General features: G+C 68.1%; 23 protein-coding genes and 1 tRNA gene. 19 read left to right on the top strand and 5 right to left on the bottom strand.

Annotated features, from left to right (window positions below):
* Both ABZS29_RS03600 and ABZS29_RS03595 read right to left on the bottom strand, forming a co-directional pair.
* Positions 1 to 612: a hypothetical protein gene (locus ABZS29_RS03600; protein ID WP_355458186.1), complete on the bottom strand. Its 612-nt coding sequence runs from the start codon at positions 610 to 612 to the stop codon at positions 1 to 3.
* Between the two features lie 54 nt (positions 613 to 666).
* Positions 667 to 1008 carry an FmdB family zinc ribbon protein gene (locus ABZS29_RS03595; RefSeq protein ID WP_355458185.1) on the bottom strand — a complete coding sequence of 114 codons (342 nt, stop codon included), beginning with the start codon at positions 1006 to 1008 and terminating at the stop codon, positions 667 to 669.
* Positions 1009 to 1143: 135 nt separating this feature from the next.
* Between ABZS29_RS03595 and ABZS29_RS03590 the strand changes: the two genes are divergently transcribed.
* Positions 1144 to 3690 (top strand): penicillin acylase family protein, encoded by a 2547-nt coding sequence (locus tag ABZS29_RS03590; protein ID WP_355458183.1) that lies wholly within the window; start codon positions 1144 to 1146, stop codon positions 3688 to 3690.
* Here ABZS29_RS03590 and ABZS29_RS03585 read toward each other — a convergent pair.
* Entirely contained in the window at positions 3687 to 4226 is a 540-nt protein-coding gene (locus ABZS29_RS03585; protein WP_355458181.1) for a 5-formyltetrahydrofolate cyclo-ligase, read from the bottom strand. The two genes, ABZS29_RS03590 and ABZS29_RS03585, sit on opposite strands and share 4 nt — an antisense overlap.
* Before the next feature lie 67 nt (positions 4227 to 4293).
* On the opposite strand from ABZS29_RS03585, the gene ABZS29_RS03580 reads away from it, so the two are divergent.
* The 10 genes from ABZS29_RS03580 to ABZS29_RS03535 all read left to right on the top strand — a co-directional run bounded on the left by ABZS29_RS03580 (position 4294) and on the right by ABZS29_RS03535 (position 11804).
* The gene (locus tag ABZS29_RS03580; RefSeq protein ID WP_355458180.1) at positions 4294 to 5682 is read left to right on the top strand and encodes a UTP--glucose-1-phosphate uridylyltransferase; all 1389 of its coding nucleotides are present in this window, start codon (positions 4294 to 4296) and stop codon (positions 5680 to 5682) included.
* On the top strand, positions 5682 to 6155 hold the full coding sequence (locus ABZS29_RS03575; RefSeq protein ID WP_355458179.1) for a GNAT family N-acetyltransferase: 474 nt from the start codon (positions 5682 to 5684) through the stop codon (positions 6153 to 6155). Before ABZS29_RS03580 ends, ABZS29_RS03575 begins: the two co-directional genes overlap by 1 nt.
* Before the next feature lie 10 nt (positions 6156 to 6165).
* The gene (gene glp / locus ABZS29_RS03570) at positions 6166 to 7392 is read left to right on the top strand and encodes a gephyrin-like molybdotransferase Glp (protein ID WP_355458178.1); all 1227 of its coding nucleotides are present in this window, start codon (positions 6166 to 6168) and stop codon (positions 7390 to 7392) included.
* Complete coding sequence (gene moaC, locus ABZS29_RS03565) at positions 7389 to 7868, top strand: cyclic pyranopterin monophosphate synthase MoaC (RefSeq protein ID WP_355458177.1); 480 nt, start codon at positions 7389 to 7391, stop codon at positions 7866 to 7868. The genes glp and moaC overlap by 4 nt, the downstream gene beginning before the upstream one ends.
* Complete coding sequence (locus tag ABZS29_RS03560) at positions 7865 to 8353, top strand: MogA/MoaB family molybdenum cofactor biosynthesis protein (RefSeq protein WP_355458175.1); 489 nt, start codon at positions 7865 to 7867, stop codon at positions 8351 to 8353. The genes moaC and ABZS29_RS03560 overlap by 4 nt, the downstream gene beginning before the upstream one ends.
* Positions 8353 to 8970: a GNAT family protein gene (locus ABZS29_RS03555; RefSeq protein WP_355458173.1), complete on the top strand. Its 618-nt coding sequence runs from the start codon at positions 8353 to 8355 to the stop codon at positions 8968 to 8970. The genes ABZS29_RS03560 and ABZS29_RS03555 overlap by 1 nt, the downstream gene beginning before the upstream one ends.
* Before the next feature lie 97 nt (positions 8971 to 9067).
* A complete protein-coding gene (locus tag ABZS29_RS03550) occupies positions 9068 to 9880 on the top strand; it encodes a hypothetical protein (protein ID WP_355458172.1) in 813 nt (270 codons plus the stop codon).
* Between the two features lie 76 nt (positions 9881 to 9956).
* Positions 9957 to 10029, top strand: a tRNA-Ala gene (locus ABZS29_RS03545).
* Between the two features lie 265 nt (positions 10030 to 10294).
* Entirely contained in the window at positions 10295 to 11257 is a 963-nt protein-coding gene (locus ABZS29_RS03540) for an SAM-dependent methyltransferase (protein ID WP_355458170.1), read from the top strand.
* A gap of 109 nt (positions 11258 to 11366) precedes the next feature.
* Complete coding sequence (locus ABZS29_RS03535) at positions 11367 to 11804, top strand: DUF6069 family protein (RefSeq protein WP_355458168.1); 438 nt, start codon at positions 11367 to 11369, stop codon at positions 11802 to 11804.
* Positions 11805 to 11806: 2 nt separating this feature from the next.
* Here ABZS29_RS03535 and ABZS29_RS03530 read toward each other — a convergent pair whose 3' ends face one another.
* On the bottom strand, positions 11807 to 12199 hold the full coding sequence (locus tag ABZS29_RS03530; RefSeq protein ID WP_355458166.1) for a nuclear transport factor 2 family protein: 393 nt from the start codon (positions 12197 to 12199) through the stop codon (positions 11807 to 11809).
* A gap of 61 nt (positions 12200 to 12260) precedes the next feature.
* Between ABZS29_RS03530 and ABZS29_RS03525 the strand changes: the two genes are divergently transcribed.
* Positions 12261 to 12647 carry a helix-turn-helix domain-containing protein gene (locus ABZS29_RS03525; RefSeq protein ID WP_355458164.1) on the top strand — a complete coding sequence of 129 codons (387 nt, stop codon included), beginning with the start codon at positions 12261 to 12263 and terminating at the stop codon, positions 12645 to 12647.
* On the opposite strand, the gene ABZS29_RS03520 is transcribed toward ABZS29_RS03525, so the two are convergent.
* Positions 12644 to 13045 (bottom strand): GNAT family N-acetyltransferase, encoded by a 402-nt coding sequence (locus ABZS29_RS03520; RefSeq protein ID WP_355458162.1) that lies wholly within the window; start codon positions 13043 to 13045, stop codon positions 12644 to 12646. The genes ABZS29_RS03525 and ABZS29_RS03520 overlap by 4 nt on opposite strands.
* Before the next feature lie 78 nt (positions 13046 to 13123).
* Between ABZS29_RS03520 and ABZS29_RS03515 the strand changes: the two genes are divergently transcribed.
* From ABZS29_RS03515 to ABZS29_RS03485, 7 genes are all read left to right on the top strand, one after another.
* Positions 13124 to 13540, top strand: coding sequence for a Fur family transcriptional regulator (locus ABZS29_RS03515; RefSeq protein WP_355458161.1), 417 nt, complete (start codon positions 13124 to 13126; stop codon positions 13538 to 13540).
* A 57-nt stretch (positions 13541 to 13597) separates the two neighbouring features.
* Complete coding sequence (katG, locus tag ABZS29_RS03510; protein WP_355458160.1) at positions 13598 to 15841, top strand: catalase/peroxidase HPI; 2244 nt, start codon at positions 13598 to 13600, stop codon at positions 15839 to 15841.
* Between the two features lie 91 nt (positions 15842 to 15932).
* Positions 15933 to 16439, top strand: a complete 507-nt coding sequence (locus ABZS29_RS03505) for a helix-turn-helix transcriptional regulator (RefSeq protein ID WP_355458158.1) — start codon at positions 15933 to 15935, stop codon at positions 16437 to 16439.
* Positions 16436 to 16936, top strand: coding sequence for a nucleotidyl transferase AbiEii/AbiGii toxin family protein (locus ABZS29_RS03500; RefSeq protein ID WP_355458156.1), 501 nt, complete (start codon positions 16436 to 16438; stop codon positions 16934 to 16936). Before ABZS29_RS03505 ends, ABZS29_RS03500 begins: the two co-directional genes overlap by 4 nt.
* A 79-nt stretch (positions 16937 to 17015) precedes the next feature.
* Positions 17016 to 18452: a GuaB1 family IMP dehydrogenase-related protein gene (locus tag ABZS29_RS03495; RefSeq protein ID WP_355458154.1), complete on the top strand. Its 1437-nt coding sequence runs from the start codon at positions 17016 to 17018 to the stop codon at positions 18450 to 18452.
* Between the two features lie 298 nt (positions 18453 to 18750).
* Positions 18751 to 19515, top strand: a complete 765-nt coding sequence (locus ABZS29_RS03490; protein ID WP_355458152.1) for a hypothetical protein — start codon at positions 18751 to 18753, stop codon at positions 19513 to 19515.
* Between the two features lie 32 nt (positions 19516 to 19547).
* Positions 19548 to 20531 (top strand): LuxR C-terminal-related transcriptional regulator, encoded by a 984-nt coding sequence (locus ABZS29_RS03485; RefSeq protein WP_355458151.1) that lies wholly within the window; start codon positions 19548 to 19550, stop codon positions 20529 to 20531.
* Positions 20532 to 20605: the final 74 nt, after the last annotated feature.

Here is a 20605-nt window from a genome sequence, read left to right as displayed (position 1 = left end):
TCAGCTCGTATCCGGCGTCAGGGCGACGCTGATTCTCGAATTCGTGGTGGCCTGCGCCAGTCTGGCGGCGACGGCGGGGGAGACTGCCGTCACGATCAGTGCACCTGTCGACCGTGACGAAGGCAGCGCGATCACGCGGACCGCGTGGGCGACGAGCCCGGCCGCGGCGGTCGCCGTACTGGTCCCGGCGTAGAGGTCGAGGCGGTCGCCGACCCGGAGCAGCGCGCCGACCTCGGCGTCGTCGATGCGGAACGGATAGGCGACGGATCCGGATGGGACGAGGCCTGGGCCCAGGAAGCGGGCATCGGTGAGCGGTTCGCCGGCTCTGACAGGTCCGGCCAGGACGCGACTGGTGAGGTCGGTGCCGGGTCTGAGCGCTCCGGAGGGGACGGACTCGGCGGGGAAGGCGAGCGAGCGTAGGTCGCCGCCGGCAGGCACGGCTCCGCCGGGCAGATCGCGCGCCGCGGCAAGGACGGCGACTGTCGGCGGAGCGGCCGGAGCGAGGGAGGTCAGGCCGAAGTAGACCGCGGCCGCTGCGGCGACACCCGCCAGCAGACGGCGGTGCCAGCGTGCGGCCCGGGAGAGATCGCGGAGGAACGAAAGGCTTGTCATGCCAGAGAAAGTACGAGCTTCTCTGGCGCCTTCTTCAGTTATCCACAGACCAAATCAGGCAGCGCTGGACGAGCTGCCCTTGCTCGACGACGACGATGAAGAAGACGACGACGAGTCCGAAGACTTGGCCGCCGGCTTGCTGTCCGAGGAGGACGAGGAAGACGTCGAAGACGACGAGGAGGAGGTCTCGGCCTTGGCCGGGACCGAGCTCTTACCGCTCGAGCGGCTGTCCGTGCGGTAGAAACCGGAGCCCTTGAAGACGACACCCACCGCGTTGAAGACCTTACGCAGCGTGCCCTGGCACGCGGGGCAGACCGTCAAGGCGTCGTCGGTGAAGCTCTGCCGCACCTCGAGCGCCTCACCGCAGTCGGTGCACTGGTACTGGTACGTGGGCACGGTTGGTTCCCTTCGGGCGTTGGCACTCCTACTACTCGACTGCTAATAATGCGTCAGCGGGCCGAAGTATTCCAAACTTCCGCGTGAACCGGCCCCCATTTGGGGCCTCGGGCCGCATTCTCTACGGTTGGGTCCGTGCGTCGCCTGCTTCGAGCCGTCATCATCTGCGGTATCGCCGTCGCCACGGTCCTCGTGGTGATCGCCGGTACTGCCGTCTTCGTCGTCCGCCACTCCTTCCCGACGTACGACGGGACGGTCGAGCTGGCGGGTCTGGACGCCGATGTCGAGGTGGTCCGGGACAGCAACGGGATCCCGCAGATCTATGCCTCGAACCCGGCCGACCTGTTCGCCGCGCAGGGCTATGTGCACGCGCAGGACCGGTTCTTCGAGATGGACTTCCGCCGGCATGTCACCGCGGGCCGGCTGAGCGAGCTGTTCGGCAAGGACGCGCTGGAGACGGACAAGTTCGTCCGCACGCTGGGCTGGCGGCGGGTCGCGGAGAAGGAGCTCGGCCTGGTCGAGCCGTCCACCCGGCAGTACCTGGACGACTATGCCCGTGGCGTGAACGCGTACCTGGACAAGCACAGCGGTTCCGGGCTCAGCCTCGAGTACGCCGTCCTCGGCCTCGATCCGAACGGTCGCCGTGACTACCGTCCGGAGCCGTGGACCGCAGCCGACTCGCTGGCCTGGCTGAAGGCGATGGCGTGGGACCTCGGCGGCAACATGGACGAGGAGCTCACCCGGACCAAGCTGCTCGCCACGCTGCCTTCCAAGAGTGTCGACTCCCTTTATCCGGCGTACCCCTTCGACCGGAACGAGCCGATCGTCCCAACGGCGTCGGTCGGCGCCGACGGCAAGTTCAGTGCCACGCCCCCGGCCGGCAACGAGATCCGGCGCGGCATGCTGACCGCCGGCCTGCTGAAGTCACTCGACACGGTGGAGAAGGTCGCCAAGGGCCTGCCGCAGCTGCTCGGCCAGGGCGACGGCATCGGTTCGAACTCGTGGGTCGTGTCCGGTGACCACACCGACAGCGGGAAGCCGCTGCTGGCCAACGACCCGCACCTGGGCGCGACCATGCCGGGCATCTGGTCGCAGGTCGGTCTGCACTGCACCAAGCTGAGCCGCACCTGCCCGTACGACGTTTCCGGCTTCAGCTTCTCCGGACTGCCCGGCGTGGTGATCGGCCACAACACGGCGATCTCCTGGGGCTTCACGAACCTCGACCCCGACGTCCAGGACCTGTACCTGGAGCGGATCGAGGGCAACAACGTCCTCTACAACAACCGCTGGAAGCCGCTGACCACGCGTGAGGAGACCTTCCAGGTCGCCGGTCAGGACCAGCCGGTCAAGATCACCGTGCGCGAGTCCCGGCACGGCCCGATCATCTCCGACGTCGGCGCCGACCAGCGCGAGACCGGTGAGCTGGCCGCCCGCCGCGACAAGGCCGCCAAGCCGTACGGTGTCGCGCTGCAGTGGACCGCGCTCCGGCCGGGGAAGACCGCCGATGCGCTGTTCGCGATCAACCGGGCCCAGAACTGGACCGAGTTCCGCGAGGCGGCGAAGCTCTTCCAGGTCCCCTCGCAGAACCTGATCTACGCCGACACCGAGGGCCACATCGGCTACCAGGCGCCCGGGCTGGTGCCGATCCGCAAGGTCGCCAGCGGGAAGTGGCCGGTGGCCGGCTGGGATCCGAAGAACGACTGGACCAAGTACATCCCGTTCGACGCGATGCCGACCGAGTTCGACCCGGCCGACGGGATCATCGTCACCGCGAACCAGGCGGTGGTGCCGAAGACGTACCCGTACTTCCTGAGCGACAGCTGGGACTATGGCTACCGCTCGCAGCAGATCCTCGAGCGGATCAAGTCGGCCGGCACGCTGGACGCGGCCAAGATGGCGTCGATCCAGCTGGACACCAAGAACCGGGCCGCCGAGATGCTGGTGCCGTCGCTGCTCAAGATCGGGATCAACGACGACTTCGACCGGCAGGGGCAGGACACGCTGAAGGACTGGGACTTCACGCAGCCGGCCGACTCCGCACCGGCGGCGTACTTCAACGTCGTCTGGCGCAACCTGCTCGCGCTGACGTTCCACGACCAGCTGCCGAAGGAGGCCTGGCCGGACGGCGGGTCGCGCTGGGTAGAGGTCGTGCACACCCTGCTCACCCAGCCCAACAACAGCTGGTGGGACGACCTGCGGACGCCGCAGGTCGAGAGCCGCGACGACATCCTGCGTGAGGCTCTGGTCGACGCCCGCGAGGAGATCACCAAGAAGATGGCCCGCGAGCCGTCGAACTGGCAGTGGGGCCGGCTGCACAAGCTCACGCTGGAGAACCAGACGCTGGGCACCTCCGGGATCGGAGTGGTCGAGAAGCTGTTCAACCGCGGTCCGTACGAGCTGGGTGGCGGGACGTCGATCGTGGACGCGACCTCCTGGGACGCGTCGGTGGGCTACGAAGTGACCGCGACGCCGTCGATGCGGATGGTGGTCGACCTGTCGGACTTCGACAAGTCCCGCTGGATCAACCTGACCGGTACGTCGGGCCACGCGTTCTCGAAGAACTACACCGACCAGACCGAGCTCTGGGTGAAGGGCGAGACGCTGCCCTGGGCGTTCACTCGTGGTGCGGTCGAGGCGAAGCGCAAGCACACGCTGACGTTCACGGGCAAGCCCGAGCGTTAACCGAGTGGGACGAGCCCGGTCGGCGTGAGCGCTGCGCCGACAAGGTGGTCGTGCGGATCGGACGGCAGTGCCTCCACAACCTCGGAGTCGTAGACGGCTGCCCAGATCGGCGTACCAGGGGTTGTGCGGGTGAGTGCCCGATCGTAGGAGCCGCCGCCGCGCCCCAGCCGTACGCCGTCGCGCGCCACGGCTACGGCCGGACAGATGACGAGTTCCGCCGTACTGATCGCCGCCGGGCCCAGATCGGCCCGGGGCTCCGACAGTCCGAGCCGCCCCGGCACCAGATCGGCCGCTCCAGGTGCCACACCCCAGCCGAGGTCGTTGTCGGCGTACAGGATCGGTAGCAGGACCTCGTGGCCGCCGGCCAGCAGCCAGTCGATCAGTGCGCCCGTCTGCGGCTCCGCGCCCATCGAGACGTACAGGGCGATGCGCTGCGGCATCCGGAGCGAGCGGGCACCTGGCAGCAGGTCCTCAGCGGGCCTTGCGGCGCGGGCGGTGAGGAAGTGCTGCCGCGCAACGGTCTTGGACGCGAACACGGTCCGATCGTAGGTGGGGGTGACGGGGTTAACACTGCGATTGCTCCGTGTCCCCTAGGGTTGTCATATGAGTGAGGCGGGGTTACAGCAGGCTCAGGACAAGATGCGGGCGGCCGGTGCGGCAGAGGTGGCCATCCGCGTCTTCACCCACTACTACCGGCTACTGGAGTCCGGCCAGCAGGGGACGATCCGCGAGGACGACATCGAGCCGGTGGGCGACCTGCCGCATCTGGACCACCTCGACCCGGCTCCGGAGGCGATGCAGGCCGCGCTCGCCGAGACGGTGGTGATCAAGCTCAACGGCGGCCTCGGTACGTCGATGGGCGTCACCGGACCGAAGTCCGCGCTGCCGGTCAAAGACGGGCTGAGCTTCCTGGACATCATCGCCCGGCAGATCCTCAGCACGCGCCGCCAGTACGACGTACCGCTGCCGCTGGTGCTGATGAACTCCTTCCGCACCAGGGAGGAGTCACTCCAGGTCCTGAGCGAGTACGACGGCCTCCCGGTCGACGGCCTGCCGCTGGACTTCCTGCAGAACATGGAACCCAAGCTGCTCGCGGACGACCTCACACCGGCCGAGTGGGAGGCCGATCCCGAGCTGGCGTGGTGCCCGCCGGGTCACGGTGACCTGTTCACCGCTCTGGTCGCCTCCGGCACGCTGGACGCGCTCCGCGAGCACGGCTTCCGGCACGCGTTCATCTCGAACGCCGACAACCTCGGTGCGACCGCGGACCCGCGGATCGCCGCCTGGATGGCCGAGCACGACGTGCCGTTCGGGATGGAGGTCTGCCGGCGGACCCGGTCCGACCGCAAGGGCGGGCACGTGGCGGTCCGCAAGTCCGACGGCCGGCTGATCCTGCGGGACAGCGCGCAGGTCGCCGAGGAGGACACCAAGTACTTCCAGGACGTCACCCGGCACCGCACGTTCAACACCAACAACCTGTGGATCGACCTGGACCGGCTGGCCGAGCTGATGGACGGCCACGACGGCATCCTCGGGCTGCCGATCATGGTGAACCGCAAGACGGTCGACCCGGCCGACCCCAGCTCGCCGAAGGTGATCCAGCTGGAGACGGGGATGGGGACCGCGATCGAGACCTTCGAGGGCTCGCAGGCGGTGATCGTCGACCGCAGCCGGTTCAAGCCGGTCAAGACCACCAACGACCTGCTGGTGCTGCGCTCGGACGTCTACGAGCTCGACGACGCCGGCGACCTCACCACCACGCACGAGGGCGACGAGCCGTACGTCGATCTGGACCCGGAGCACTTCAAGATCCTGGCCGACTTCGACGCGCACTTCGTCGCCGGGCCGCCCTCGCTGGTCCGGGCCGACCGGCTCGAGGTGCGCGGTGACGTGGTGTTCGGCAAGGACGTCACAGTGGTCGGTGACGTCGAGATCGAGGCCCCCGCGGGTGAGCGGCGGCTGATCCCGGACGGGACGGTTCTCGAAGGCTGATGGACGACCTCCTGATCCGGCCGCTGGAACCCTACGACACCGACGAGGCCGCACAGGTCTGGTGGCGCTCCCGGCACGCACCGGGCACACAGCTGCCGCCGGCGATCCACACTGCCGAGCAGGTGGCGACCTGGTTCGCCGACGTGCTCCTACCGGACGCGCAGACCTGGGTGGGGCTCGACGACGGCCGGATCGTCGCCGTACTGACGCTGGACGGAGACGACCTCGACCAGCTGTACGTCGACCCGGAGCTGGCCGGCCGTGGGATCGGATCGACGCTGGTGGACCTGGCCAAGGACCTGCGCCCCGGCGGACTCGCACTGTGGACCTTCCAGAGCAACCTGCGCGCCCAGGCGTTCTACCGCTCACACGGCTTCGTCGAGGTACGGCGTACCGACGGCGCAGCGAACGAGGAGCGCGCACCGGACGTCCGGATGGTGTGGGGTAAGCACCCGGAGCGCACCACCGACTAGGGTCGTTCAGGTGAAGCGCAGTGTTGAGGAGCATCTGGAGGCCGTGCTCGGGCGGGTGACCGCGCTGCCGGCGTTCGACCAACCGCTGATGGAGACGCTCGGCCTGGTGCTCGCCGAGGACATCGTCTCCGGAGTGAACCTGCCGGGCTTCGACAACTCGGCCATGGACGGGTACGCCGTTCGTGCGGAGGACCTGGCCGGTGCGAGCGCCGAAACCGCGGTGACGTTGCCGGTGATCGGTGAGCAGCGTGCTGGGCAGAGTGTGCCGACCATCGTCACGCCCGGTACGTGCATGCGGATCATGACCGGCGCACCGATGCCGCGCGGCGCGGACAGCGTCGTACCGGTGGAGTGGACCGACGGTGGCACGGTCAACGTGCGGATCGAGAAGCAGCCGCCGCTCGGTGGATCGGTACGCCGGTTCGGTGAGGACGTGAAAGCCGGTCAGCAGGTGCTCGAGCGGGACACGCTGCTGGGGCCGCGACAGATCGCCGTACTGGCTGCTGTTGGTCGTGCGCGAGTGAAGGCGCGGCCGCGACCGCGGGTCGTCGTGGTGTCGACCGGCTCGGAGCTACGCGAGCTGGGCGCCGCTCTGGGCGACGGGCAGATCTATGACTCGAACAGCTACACCATGGCTGCGTGTGCGCGAGACGCCGGCGCTGAGGTCTACCGGGTCGGCGTGGTCGACGACGACCCGAAGAAGATCATGGACACCCTGAACGACCAGCTGTCCCGGGCAGACCTGGTCATCACCACCGGTGGTGTCAGCAAGGGCGCATACGACATCGTGAAAGAGGTGCTGTCGAAGACGGGCACCGTGGACTTCCCTGAGGTCGCCATGCAGCCCGGAAAGCCGCAGGGCTTCGGAGTGCTGGGCCCCGACGAGGTACCGATCTTCACGCTGCCCGGGAACCCGGTCTCGGCGTACGTGTCGTTCGAGGTGTTCGTGCGACCGGCGCTACGCAAGCTGATGGGTCAGATGCCGTACCGGCGCGGTCTCGCGCGCGGAGTGTCGCTGGACGGCTTCAGCTCACCGCCCGGGAAGCGACAGTTCGTCCGCGCTGCGGCCAGGTCCGGCGACGAGGGCTGGATGGCCAGTACAGTCGGCGGGCACGGCTCCCACCTGCTCGGCGGGCTGAGCCGGGCGAACGCCCTGATCGTCGTCCCGGAGGACGTGACGTCGGTCCGGGCCGGTGACCAGGTGGAGCTCTTGCTGCTGGACGAGGAGACCGGATGACGCAGGACCGGGGGCTGACCCACGTCGACGAGACGGGGGCGGCGCGGATGGTGGACGTCTCCGCCAAGGACGTCGGTACCCGCCGAGCTGTTGCCTCCGGCAAGGTTCTGGTCTCGGCCGAGGTGGTCGCCGCGCTCCGTGGCGACGGTGTGCCGAAGGGTGACGCGCTGGGCGTCGCACGGATCGCCGGGATCATGGGCGCCAAGCGGACGCCGGACCTGGTCCCGCTCTGCCACCCGATCGCGATCACCGGCGCCAAGGTCGACCTCGAGGTGGCGGACGACGCCGTACTGATCACAGCGGCGGTGAAGACCACCGACCGGACCGGTGTCGAGATGGAGGCGCTCACCGCTGTGGCCGTGGCCGGGCTCGCCGTCATCGACATGGTGAAGGCACTCGACCCGGCTGCCGAGCTGACCGACGTACGGGTCGAGCGCAAAGAGGGTGGCAAGACCGGGCTGTGGGAGCGCTCGTGAAGGCGCTGGTGGTCAGCGTCTCCAATCGGGCCGCGGCCGGCGTCTACACCGACACCACTGGTCCGCTGATCGCGGAGCGGTTGAGTGAGTGGGGTTTCGAGGTGTCCGGGCCGCAGGTCGTGCCAGATGGTGCACCTGTGGGAGGGGCGCTGCGTGCTGCAGTTGCTGCGGCGTACGACGTCGTACTGACGACAGGTGGCACGGGGATATCGCCGACCGACCGCACGCCCGAAGAGACAGCCGTGGTCCTCGACAAGGTCGTGCCGGGTATCGCTGAGGCCATCCGCGCGTACGGCGTCGCCAACGGCGTACCGACTGCTGCACTGTCACGTGGGCTCGCCGGAGTCTCCGGTACGACGGTCATCGTGAACCTGCCGGGGTCGCGTGGCGGCGTGAAGGACGGCCTCGCCGTACTGGAGCCGTTGCTGCGGCATGCGGTCGAGCAGGTGCGTGGCGGCGACCATGTGCGGACGGACACCGACTGATGACGATCGTGCAGTGGCCTGTCGAGCTCCAGCACGGGCAGGTCACACTGCGGCCGCTGCGCGCCGGCGACGGCGGTGAGTGGGCGGCAGCGAGACAGCGCAACATCAGCTGGCTGCGGCCGTGGGATGCGACCCAGCCGCCCGGTGCGGACGACGGTGCGCGCACGTTCCGCGCCATGGCTCGTGACTGGAACCGGCAAGCGCGGTACGGCCGGATGCTCCCGTTCGTCATCACGTACGGCGGCGCCGCCGGTGCAGGCGCCCGGGCGAAGTGGCCGCTGGTCGGCCAGCTCACCGTCTCCGGAATCACCTACGGCTCGGCCCGCTGGGCCAATCTCGGCTACTGGGTCGACGAGCAGTACGCCGGCCGCGGCATCGTGCCGACCGCCGTGGCGCTGGCCGCCGACCACTGCTGGTTCACCCTCGGACTGCACCGCATCGAGGTCGCCATCCGGCCCGAGAACAAGGCCAGCCTGCGCGTCGTCGAGAAGCTCGGCTTCCGCTACGAAGGGGAGCGGCCGCGCTTCCTGCACATCGACGGCGACTGGCGCGACCACCGCATCTTCGCGCTCAACAGCGAGGAAGTCGGGCCGGGTCTCGTCTCCCGATTGGCCTGACTACGCTCCGTACTATTCACATCAGTCACACGAGTCTTCTTGCGACACACCGCGCCACGTACCCCATCTGACGCGCGCTGGGTCTTAGCGTCGTCGCATGGGGACGACAGGATTGATCTATGTGGCGATCGTCGCCGCGTGGGCTGCCTACCTCGTCCCGATGATGCTGAAGCGGAACGACGAGGCCAGGCGCCGCTCGGCGGCGGTGCCCTCGACAGCCGACGCCCGCGTCCTGTCCCGGGACCCCGCCACCACCCGGTACGTCGTCCGTCCGCCGGGCTCGACCGAGACCGCCTCGCCCGACACCGTCGCAGCAGCCGACGACCTGTCACCGCCGAAGCGGTACGTCCCCAACCGAGCCCGCCGGGTGGCCGCTATGCGCCGCCGGCGGGTCCTGTCGATCCTGACCCTTTCACTGCTGTCGGTCACGGCCCTGGCCGGCCTCGGCATCCTGCTGTGGTGGACCGTCGCGATCCCGGCCGGACTGATCGTCGCGTTCGTGGTGCTCACTCGCGTCCAGCTCCGCCGCCAGGCGCGCGAACGCGCTCGCCTCGCGGCAGAACGCCGTACCCGCAAGCAGAACCACCACGACCGCGGCCCCGCCGGTAAGCCCGCACCGTCCCCCGACGACGAGCTCACCATCGAGGTCAAGCTCCCCGCCAACCCCGCCCCGGTCGTCGAGAAGCCCGCCGCGTCCACCGAAGGTCTCTGGGACCCCGTCCCGGTCACCCTGCCGATGTACGTGATGAAGGAGAAGGCGCCGGACCGCACTGTCCGCACCATCTCCCTCACCGACGACGAGGTCTTCTCCAGCGCCCGGACCACCGACCCGGCCGAGCAGCCGCTGATCATCGAATCCCCGCCCGCCCAGGTCGAAGAACCCGAGGTCCGCCGCGCGGTCGGCGACTGAGGAACCGGTTTTAGAACCCGGGCCCGAACGTGTTAGAGTTTCGCGGTCGCCAAGGGAAACCACGGCGGCCCGAATTGGGGCTGTGGCGCAGTTGGTAGCGCGCTTCGTTCGCAACGAAGAGGCCAGGGGTTCGAATCCCCTCAGCTCCACGAAGTCGATGGGCGAGGTGTGCTTGCGGAAGGCGCAAGCCGCCTCGCCTTCGTCGTGTTGTGCGGCTGCGCTTCGCTTGCCGCGGGCGGGGGCTTCGCCACCCGCACCCCCCGAGCCTTCGCTTCGCTCGGCTGCTGGGGTTGGCCGCCGCGCTTGCTTGGTGGCTGGTCGTGTGAGAACTCGGGAGATGTGATGGCTCGGTATGCGTTGTTGGTTCTGCCTTCGACTAATCGGGTTTATGCGGAGTCGTCTGTCGGGTTGACGATGGCGGAGCTGGAGCTGTTCGGGCGGACGGTGCTCGAGGCTGAGGTGTCTGCTGTCGGGGAGACCCGGATCGGCGGGGTGCCGTATGTGACGTTCGAGGCCGATGAGCTGTCTGCGGACGACGCGGCGAAGTTGGCCAACATGGCGTCGATCTACGCGCTCTTCCGGGTGGAGGGGACGATGCTGGAGCCGGTTGAGCTGCGGTCGCTCGACAAGCTCGACAGTGATCTGATCAGCATTCAGAAGTACCAGGGGAAGACGAACGAGCTGTTCACCAAGCTGCTGTTGAACGTGACGATGTTGTCGTCGGCGTTCGCGGGGCAGCTGCTGGAGCGCCGGTTCAGTGTTATCGACCCGCTGTGTGGGCGCGGGACGACGCTGAACCAGGCGTTGATGTACGGGTTCGACGCGGCCGGGGTTGATGTCGACCGCAAGGACTTTGACGCGTATGCGACGTTCTTGCAGACCTGGTTGAAGCGCAAGCGGTTCAAGCACGAGGCCGAGGTGGTGCGGGTTCGGCGCGAGCACCAGGTGGTGGCGCATCGGTTCGACGCGTCGTTCGGGCTTTCCAAGGAGGACTGGAAGGCCGGCTCGAAGCTGAAGGTGTCGGTGGTCAATGCCGATACGACGAAGGCGCTCGAGTTTCACCGCGCCGGCAGCTTCGACCTCGTCGTCACGGACGCGCCGTACGGCGTGCAACACGGCAGCCGTACGGCGGAGAGCGGGCTGCACCGCAGTCCGATCGACCTGCTCAAGGCGGCCGCGCCGGTGTGGGCCGGGTTGCTCCGGTCCGGCGGCGCGCTGGGGATCGCGTGGAACACCAACGTTGCCCGCCGATCGGCCGCCATCGAGATCCTTGCGCAGGCTGGACTCGAGCCGCTGGACGAGGCGCCGTACCAGGACTTCGTGCACCGGGTGGATCAGGCGATCGTCCGCGACATCCTGGTCGCCCGGAAGCCGTAGGCCTCAGCGCTGCCAGGCAATTCGCAGGAAACTCCGAGGGGGTTCGCAGGAGCGAGCGGTTTGCTGGGAGTCAGCCGGTGAGGTGCCGGGTGACGCTCAGGAGGATTCGATGACTACGGCTTCTGCAGTTGACGGAATTCGGTCGCGCGCTCCGGGGCTTGGCCGGCTCGCTGGTGCGGCGCTGGTGGCTGTTGTGGCGGCGAGTGTGGTGAACACCTTGCTGGCGTTGGTCGGTACGGCGGCGCTCGGCGTACCTGATGATTTCAAGGGGTTTCAGCCGGCCGCCTATGTGTCGCTGACGTTCTTCGGGATCGCCGGCGCCTCGGTGGCGTGGTCGCTGATCGCCGCGAGGGCTGCCCTGCCGGTCGAGTTGCTGCGGCGGCTCGCGATGATCATCGTGCCGGTCACGATGATCGCCGATCTCGCGCTGCTGGTGTCCGGGCAGTCGCCGGCCGGGGTGGCCCTGTTGGCGGTCATGCATGTTGTCGTCGGGCTGTCGGCGTACGTCGCGCTGACGCGGCTCGCGCCACCCCGCCCCGTGAGCTGAGATCAGGCCAAGCCCCAGAAGGCGTCTTCGACGGCCTGGTCCTCGCCGATCAGCCAGATCTCGGCGATCTTGTCGCCCTCGACGCGGAAGACGTCCACGCCGTGCTGATCCAGATCCGGTACGCCGTCGCGCTGCGCGCTGAACCGGACCGTGGTGGAGACGAGGTTGCCGCTCTCGGTGGCGGACTCGGTCACCAGGGCGAAGGTGCCGTTGCTGAGCGCGAAGAAGCGGCCGAGGTGCGCGACGATCGCCTCCGGGCCGACGTGGTCGCCGGAGGTCTGGTTGGCGCCCGGCTGGTGCCAGACCGCGTCCGGGTGCAGGGTGGCGGCGAGCGCCTCCAGGTCGCCGGCGGCCGCGGCCGCGCCGTACTTGCCTACGACATCGATAGCTGACATGTCCGTCCTCCGTGGTTAGCTGGGATGCCAGCGTGCCGGAGGAGAGGGTGGTTACTTCAACGTGACCGAAGTCAGCCGTGACTGGACGATCTTCTCGGAGCGGTGCCCGTCGCGAGCCTCGCTGGCGCGGATCGCGAACAAGTGGACCGCGATGATCGTCATCCTCCTCACCGAGGAGCCGCTGCGCTTCGGCGAGCTGCACCGCCGCGTCGAAGGCATCACCAAGAAGGTCCTCGTCGACACCCTCCGAGCCCTCGAGCGCGACGGCATGGTCGAGCGCGTCCAAACCGACGCCGACCACCCGCACTACCAACTCACCGCCCTCGGCCGCACCCTCCGCGAGCCCCTCCAAGCGCTCCGGATCTGGGCCGAGTCCTACGTCGACGACGTACAAGAAGCCCAGGACCGGTACGACGCCGCCGCCGACGCCCGCGTTCTCGGTGGCTAGCCGCTCCGCCGCATCAGAAGCGATCGGCCGACATCGGTGGTGAAGCCCCAGCGCCGGTAGAAGGGGACGAGATCGGGCTGGCAGACCAGTTCGATGCTGCGGACCTGCTGGAGATCTGGGTGCGTGACGATCGCGTCCAGCAGAGTCGCGCCGTGACCGGCGCCGCGGCTGTCCGGGGCGACGACGACATCGAGAATCAAGGCGACGTGGGCGTAGTCGGTGAGAACCCGAGCAAAACCGACCAGCCGCTCAGCGTCGACGACGGCGATGATCACGTCCGACTCGGCCAGGATGCGGGCAGTCTCGTCAGGTGTGCGGTCGGTCAGCCACCAGGCGGAGCGGAAGAGCGCGGCCAGGTCCGGTAGGTGATGTGGTTCGACGCGGTCGACGACTGTCATGACTCCAGTCTGCGGTCTCCGGTCGATGCTGCGACAACTAATCTTGACTGATTCCAGAAAAGGCGGGAGACTGCGGGGGTGCCGAGCGTCGAGGAACTCCAGCAGCTGTTGCGCGGGAGTGAACTGCGGGTGACGCGGCCGCGGGTCGCGGTGCTGCAGGCTGTCTATGCGCATCCGCATGCCGACACGGACTCGTTGATCGGTGCCGTGCGCAACGATCTGCCGGAGGTCTCGCACCAGGCGGTCTACGACTCGCTGCACACGTTGACGGCGGCGGGGCTGGTACGCCGGATCCAGCCGCTCGGCTCGGTCGCGCGGTACGAGTCGAGGGTGGGCGACAACCACCACCACGTGGTGTGCCGCAGCTGCGGTGCGATTGCCGATGTCGACTGTGCGGTCGGGCATGCGCCCTGTCTGCACGCGTCCGACGACCACGGTTTCGTGATCGACGAGGCCGAGGTCATCTACTGGGGGCTCTGCGCGGACTGCGCCTGAACCTCCTTCGAATCCTTGAGCTTCCCGTGAAAAACGTCCAGTCCTGGAAGGATCTGAATGTCCGACAACCATGAGCCGCACGAGCCGCTGCCCGGTGAAGGCAGCACGGAGAGCCGCGGCGAAGACAACGCCCAGGCGACGGGCGGTTGCCCGGTGGCCCACGGTCAGGGTGTGCACCCGACCTCGGGCAGCGCCAACCGGGGCTGGTGGCCGCACCAGCTGAACCTGAAGATCCTGGCCAAGAACCCGGCCGTCTCGAACCCGCTCGGTGCGGACTTCGACTACGCCGCCGAGTTCCAGAGCCTCGACCTGGCCGCGGTGAAGGCGGACATCGCCGAGGTCCTGACGACCTCGCAGGACTGGTGGCCGGCCGACTTCGGCAACTACGGCCCGCTGATGATCCGGATGGCCTGGCACAGCGCCGGCACCTACCGGATCAGCGACGGCCGCGGTGGCGCGGGCGCCGGGCAGCAGCGGTTCGCGCCGCTGAACAGCTGGCCGGACAACGCCAACCTGGACAAGGCCCGCCGGCTGCTCTGGCCGGTGAAGAAGAAGTACGGCCAGAAGATCTCCTGGGCCGACCTGCTGATCCTGACCGGCAACGTGGCGCTCGAGACCATGGGCTTCAAGACCTTCGGGTACGCCGGTGGCCGGGCCGACGTCTGGGAACCCGAGGACGACGTCTACTGGGGTCCGGAGACGGGCTGGCTGGACGACGAGCGGTACAGCGGTGACCGCGAGCTGCAGCAGCCGCTGGGCGCCGTACAGATGGGTCTCATCTACGTGAACCCGGAAGGCCCGAACGGCAACCCGGACCCGATCGCCTCGGCGCGCGACATCCGCGAGACCTTCGGCCGGATGGCGATGAACGACGAGGAGACCGTGGCGCTGATCGCCGGCGGTCACACCTTCGGCAAGACCCACGGTGCCGCGGACGCGGAGAAGTACGTCGGGGTCGAGCCCGAGGGCGCGGACATCGAACACCAGGGCCTGGGCTGGAAGAACACGTACAAGTCGGGCAAGGGCCCGGACACCATCACCAGCGGGCTCGAGGTCACCTGGACCACGACGCCGGCCAAGTGGGGCAACGACTTCTTCGAGATCCTGTTCGGCTACGAGTGGGAGCTCACCAAGAGCCCGGCCGGGGCCAACCAGTGGGTCGCCAAGGACGCGCCGGAGATCATCCCGAACGCGTACGACCCGAACAAGAAGCAGAAGCCGACCATGCTCACCACGGACCTGGCGCTGCGCTTCGACCCGATCTACGAGCCGATCTCGCGCCGGTTCAAGGACCACCCGGACGAGTTCGCGGACGCGTTCGCCCGCGCCTGGTTCAAGCTGACCCACCGCGACATGGGCCCGGTCGTGCGCTACCTCGGCCCGGAGGTTCCGGCCGAGACGCTGATCTGGCAGGACCCGCTGCCGGCCGTCGACCACGAGCTGGTCAGTGCCGACGACATCGACGTACTGAAGGCGCAGATCGCGGCCTCCGGCCTGTCGGTCTCGCAGCTCGTCTCGACCGCGTGGGCGTCGGCCTCGACGTTCCGCGGTAGCGACAAGCGCGGTGGCGCGAACGGCGCCCGGATCCGCCTGCAGCCGCAGTCCGGCTGGGAGGTCAACAACCCCGACCAGCTCGCACAGGTCCTGCGCACGCTCGAGGGCATCCAGCAGTCGTTCCCGAAGCCGATCTCGCTGGCCGACCTGATCGTGCTCGCCGGTGGCGTGGGCGTCGAGGTCGCGGCGAAGAACGCCGGCGTGGACATCGTCGTACCGTTCACTCCGGGCCGCGTGGACGCGACCCTGGAGCAGACCGACGTCGCCTCCTTCGAGGCACTCGAGCCGGTCGCCGACGGTTTCCGCAACTACTACGGCAAGGGCAACCGCCTCCCCGCGGAGTACCTCCTCCTCGACCGGGCGAACCTGCTCACCCTGAGCGCCCCCGAACTGACCGTCCTGGTCGGCGGCCTCCGCGTCCTCGGCACCAACTACGACGGCTCGTCGTACGGCGTCCTCACCGAGAACCCGGGCACGCTCACCAACGACTTCTTCGCGAACCTGCTCGACCTGGGCACCGAGTGGAAGTCGACCGACAAGAGCCAGGAGTTCTTCGAGGCCAAGGGCCCCGACGGCAAGGTCAAGTGGACCGGCACCCGCGCCGACCTCGTCTTCGGCTCGAACTCCGAACTCCGCGCCGTCGCCGAGGTCTACGCCTCCGACGACGCCAAGTCCAAGTTCGTCGCCGACTTCGTCGCCGCCTGGCACAAGGTCATGGAGCTCGACCGCTTCGACCTGCACCGCTGATTCAGCGCAACACGGCCGCCTTCTGCTAGCAGGAGGCGGCCGTTATTTTCTAGCGGTGAGGTATCCTTTTGGATACCTGGAGGTGAGGGCGATGCGACCCGCTGAGTTGTTGTTACGAGCCCGGAAGGCCGCCGGACTGAAGCAGGCCGAGCTTGCTTGCCGCGCCGGTACATCGCGGCCGACACTGTCGGCGTACGAGCACGGCCGGAAGTCGCCGACACTCGAAACCGTCGAACGCTTGCTCGCCGAGACCGGCTACGAGCTGGACATTCGCCGGCAGGTGAGATTTGTCGAGACAGTTACTGGACGTGGCAGAGTCGTGTCGGTGCCGACGCATCTGCCTCACTTGGACGTCAGTGTTGCGTTCGGGACGGTGACGCTGCCGCTGCATCTGAACTGGTCCGACCCTGGGCGACGGTTCAACCTGAGGGACCGAGCCGACCGCGCGAGGGTGTACGAGACAGTGCTGCGTGAGGGCGGTCCGGAGGACATCCTGCAGTACGTCGACGGAGCGCTGCTGATCGATCTCTGGCCGGAGCTGGTCCTGCCGCGTGAAGTTCGTGCAGCCTGGGCGCATCTGATCGAGGACGCCGCATGACGACCGGCACGGCTGCCTCGCAGGGCGGCCTGACTTCGTTTCAGATCGAAGTGGCACAACTGTTCTTCAGTCTGCCCGCCAGCGTTGGGTTCCTGCTGGCCGGTGGCGGAGCCCTGGCGGCGCAACGCCTGACCACGCGACCGACCCAGGATCTCGCCCTCGACTCGGCGCCCAGCCGCCCGGCCACTGTCCGCATCGCCGGGCCTACCTTCGGCCTCGAAGAACTGGCGGGGCGCAAGACGATCGCGTTGTTCGATCGGGCCGAGGCCAGAGACTTTGCCGATGTGTATGTCTTGGCGCAGCGCTACGGGCGGGATCCTTTGCTGGCTTGGGCCGCAGAGGTGGACGCCGGCTTCAGCCTTGATGTCTTTGGTGACATGATCGGTACCTTGGCTCGCTTCAAAGACCGCGACCTGCCGGTCGACGCCGGCGCGGTGGGGCCGCTCCGTGAGTTCTTCGCTTCCTGGCGGAACGAGTTGCAGGCGGCGGGTTCTTAGGCGCCTCGCCCGGAGATGCTTGTGACCGAGCAGGGTGCGTGCAAGGCTGGCGAGGTTTCGCCTGCCTAAGGAGCCTTTTATGCGGTTTCATCTGGATCGGGAGCCTGCGGGGGATCTCACGTTCAGTGATGTGTTTCTGGTGCCGGGGCGGTCTCGGGTGACTTCGCGGCTGGATGTGGATCTGTCGACGGGGGACGGGAGTGGGGCGTCGATTCCGGTGGTGGCGGCGAACATGACCGCGGTGTCGGGGCGGCGGATGGCGGAGACGATTGCGCGGTGTGGTGGGTTGGCGGTGATTCCGCAGGACATTCCGGTGGATGTGGTGGGGGAGGTTGTTGCCTGGGTCAAGGATCGGGATCCGGTGCACGACACGGCGCTGGTGCTGCCGCCGGGTGGGACGGTGGGGGAGGCGCTGAACCTGTTGCCGAAGCGGGGGCATGGGGCGGTGGTGGTCGTTGACGGGGGACGGCCGGTGGGGGTGGTGACGGAGGCGGACTGTGCTGGGGTGGATCGGTTCACGCAGCTGGATGCGGTGATGTCGCGGGAGTTGCTGACGGTGCCGGCGGGGATCGATCCGGAGGCGGCGTTCAATCTGTTGCACGACGGGCGGCATCGGCTGGCGCCGGTGGTGGACGAGGCGGGGACGATCGTGGGGATTCTGACCCGGCAACGCGCTCTCCGGGCGACTTTGTACGAGCCCGCGCTCGATGCTCACAAGCGGCTCAGGGTCGCGGCGGCGATCGGGATCAACGGAGATGTGGAGCAGCGTGCGAAAGCCTTGCTGGCCACGGGAATCGACGTACTGGTGATCGATACCGCGCACGGTCACCAGGAGCGGATGATCGAGGTTGTCAGGACCGTGAAGAGCCTCAGTCCCGAGGTGCCGATTGTCGCGGGCAACGTGGTGACGGCGGAGGGCGTGAGCGATCTCGTTGCCGCGGGCGCGGATATCGTCAAGGTCGGCGTCGGGCCAGGAGCGATGTGTACGACGCGGATGCAGACGGCCGTCGGTCGGCCGCAGTTCTCCGCGGTGCTGGAGTGTGCGACGCGAGCGCGTGAGCTGGGCAAGCACGTGTGGGCGGACGGCGGCGTGCGGCATCCGCGGGATGTCGCGCTGGCGCTGGCCGCGGGAGCGTCGAGCGTGATGATCGGCTCGTGGTTCGCGGGGACGTACGAGTCGCCGGGCGACGCGCATCGCGACAGCGACGGGCGGATCTACAAGGAGAGCTTCGGAATGGCGTCGGCGCGGGCGGTGCGGTCGCGGACCGCCGACGACACACCGTTCCAGCGGGCGCGGAAGGCGATCTTCGAGGAGGGGATCTCGTCGGCGCGGATGTACCTCGATCCGGACAGCCCGAGCGTCGAGGATCTGCTCGACTCGATCGTCTCCGGCGTCCGCAGCTCCTGCACGTACGTCGGCGCCGCGAATCTCGCCGAGTTCCACGAGAGGGCTGTCGTCGGCCTCCAGACCGCCGCCGGCTACGCCGAAGGCAAGCCGATGAACACCAGCTGGTAGTCACCCCTCGGGTGAGGTTGAGTACACAACAACCTCATACGGAGAGCGATTGGCACGCCGGGGGGCCGGTGGCACGCTGTAGTCAGCAGGGGGGAGAGAAGGCCGTAGCACTGCAGGTGGCGTTCGATCTCGCAGGGCGGCGAGATCGAACGGTGCAGGAAGTACGGCGTTCTGGACGTGGTCGCGGGTGTGGATGGGTGTTCGGCCGAGGCTTGGGAGGGCGACTCGGGGACACTGCCCCACCCGCGACTGCCGTCTGTGCGGCAAAAGCGGTTGCGCGCGGTGAGAGAGTCGACATGTGCCGACCACCATCGTCTGTGACGAGTCCGGATATGAGGGCGAGAAGCTCGTCGGTGGCGTCACGGACGTCTTCGCGCACGCGAGCATCCGGCTGGACGAGGAGACCGCGGCGGCGTGTGTCGCCGAGCTGCGTGACCGGATCCGGTCACCCGCGACGATGTACAAGGCCAACCACCTGCTCCGCGCCAAGCATCGCGCCACGCTGCTCTGGTTCCTCGGCCCGGACGGTCCGCTGCCCGGCAACGCCAGCGTGTTCGTGATCGACAAGACCTACTTTCTGATCACCGGCCTGGTCGACCTCCTCGGCGCGCGCCCGGCGACCATCCCGTTCCTGTACGACGCCTATCGCCGTACCGAACAGGCCCGGCGCTTCCTGGACGCGGCCAACGACTTCATCCGCGCCCACGAGACCGGCGTACTGCCTCGACTGGATCCTCTGCTGCCCGCGATCGTCCGCGCGGCCGAGTTCTGGAGCGACGGCACCCCGGTCCTGATCGCCCACGACCGCCAGACCACCCTTTCCCCGGCCCGGATCGCCGCTCTCCGCCAGGCGAGCCCGGCGATCGCCGCCGTCGACCAGCTCGATTCCTTCGTCGACCACCGCGTCCAGATCGCCGATTTCCTGGCCGGAATCACCTACCGGATCGCCTCCGGGCACCTGAACGGGACCGAGGATCCGGAGGTCAGTGCCGCGCTCGCGCCGTACCTGGATCCCCGGTCGCTGTGGATTACACCTTGGCTTTCGGCGGGAGCTTCGGCATGATCAGGAGTTGATCGATAGAGCAGGGGTGGGTCGTGCCGGAAGACGGACCGGCCCCGCTCAGGGTTGACGCCGAGACCGCGATCATCCTGCGCGAGGCCTATCACAAGATCGAGGCGCTGTTCCGCGCCGATCACTACGGGCTGTACGACTACGTGCGGTTCGTGGCGGCGAAGATCGCCCGGGTGGACACGTTCTACGTGGGGTTCCTGCACGGGACCAGCCGGGTGCGCTACCCGTATGGCTACGACGACGGCCGGTACGTCGATCCGGACACGCACCGGTTCGGTCCGAACGGGCAGACGGCGTGGCTGCTGAAGCACCGCCAGACGTACCGGTTCGCCTACGACAACGGGGCCGTGCTGCATGCCGGCGTACCGATCGGTGAGGTAGGGCGGCGGTCGGAAGATGTGGTGACGGTGCCGATCTTCCGGCCGGTGAAGGACGGGCCGGATCAGCTGTTCGGCATGCTGTCGATGCAGAGCTACGAACCGCACAGCTACGACGACAACGCCGTACGGGCGTTTGAGTGGCTTGCTGGCGTGGTCGAGCGGGTGCTGACCCGGGAAGGCGAGGATCGGGACGCGCTGCGGCGGCTGCCGGCGGGCGATGTCGGGCCGGACCTGCTGACCTCGGACCACGTCATGGAGTACCTCGCGCACCGGATCGCGTCGATCCGGGAGATCGCGACGGAGGCGATGGTCGAGGACGGCGTGACCGCGGGCGTGCACGGTCACCTGGTCCGGATCATCGACACCACCGAACACATCCAGTCCGAGCTGATCGAAATGCTGATGGAGACCGACGAAGGCCCGGAACGGCGGTTCGCCGGGCTGACGAAGGCGCAGCAGGGGATCGCGGTGCTGCTCGCGGACGGGCTCGACAACGACCAGCTGGCGGCCGAGCTGGGCATCAGCCTCAACACCGTGAAGACGCACCTCAGTGCGATCCTGCGCAAATACGGCATGGCGCACCGGGCCCAGGTAGCCGACGACGTCCGCAAATACCTCGCCCCGTAGACATACTTCAGCAGTTGAAGTAACTTCCCGGGTGGCTCGTGTTATTTACGAAATTTCCAGTCCGCCCTGGAGGC

The organism is Kribbella sp. NPDC005582 (assembly GCF_040605415.1).
Classification (GTDB): Bacteria; Actinomycetota; Actinomycetes; order Propionibacteriales; family Kribbellaceae; genus Kribbella.
This window is presented reverse-complemented; position numbering and strand designations above follow the sequence as displayed.

Excerpts from the sequence above, each read along its gene's own strand:
- ABZS29_RS03550 (WP_355458172.1), top strand. The coding sequence starts at position 9,068 with ATGGGGACGACAGGATTGATCTATGTGGCGATCGTCGCCGCGTGGGCT.
- ABZS29_RS03505 (WP_355458158.1), top strand. The coding sequence starts at position 15,933 with ATGCGACCCGCTGAGTTGTTGTTACGAGCCCGGAAGGCCGCCGGACTG.
- ABZS29_RS03540 (WP_355458170.1), top strand. The coding sequence starts at position 10,295 with ATGGCGGAGCTGGAGCTGTTCGGGCGGACGGTGCTCGAGGCTGAGGTG.
- ABZS29_RS03535 (WP_355458168.1), top strand. The coding sequence starts at position 11,367 with ATGACTACGGCTTCTGCAGTTGACGGAATTCGGTCGCGCGCTCCGGGG.
- ABZS29_RS03500 (WP_355458156.1), top strand. The coding sequence starts at position 16,436 with ATGACGACCGGCACGGCTGCCTCGCAGGGCGGCCTGACTTCGTTTCAG.
- ABZS29_RS03555 (WP_355458173.1), top strand. The coding sequence starts at position 8,353 with ATGACGATCGTGCAGTGGCCTGTCGAGCTCCAGCACGGGCAGGTCACA.
- ABZS29_RS03580 (WP_355458180.1), top strand. The coding sequence starts at position 4,294 with ATGAGTGAGGCGGGGTTACAGCAGGCTCAGGACAAGATGCGGGCGGCC.
- ABZS29_RS03530 (WP_355458166.1), bottom strand. The coding sequence starts at position 12,199 with ATGTCAGCTATCGATGTCGTAGGCAAGTACGGCGCGGCCGCGGCCGCC.
- katG (WP_355458160.1), top strand. The coding sequence starts at position 13,598 with ATGTCCGACAACCATGAGCCGCACGAGCCGCTGCCCGGTGAAGGCAGC.
- ABZS29_RS03520 (WP_355458162.1), bottom strand. The coding sequence starts at position 13,045 with ATGACAGTCGTCGACCGCGTCGAACCACATCACCTACCGGACCTGGCC.
- ABZS29_RS03575 (WP_355458179.1), top strand. The coding sequence starts at position 5,682 with ATGGACGACCTCCTGATCCGGCCGCTGGAACCCTACGACACCGACGAG.
- moaC (WP_355458177.1), top strand. The coding sequence starts at position 7,389 with ATGACGCAGGACCGGGGGCTGACCCACGTCGACGAGACGGGGGCGGCG.
- ABZS29_RS03495 (WP_355458154.1), top strand. The coding sequence starts at position 17,016 with ATGCGGTTTCATCTGGATCGGGAGCCTGCGGGGGATCTCACGTTCAGT.
- ABZS29_RS03600 (WP_355458186.1), bottom strand. The coding sequence starts at position 612 with ATGACAAGCCTTTCGTTCCTCCGCGATCTCTCCCGGGCCGCACGCTGG.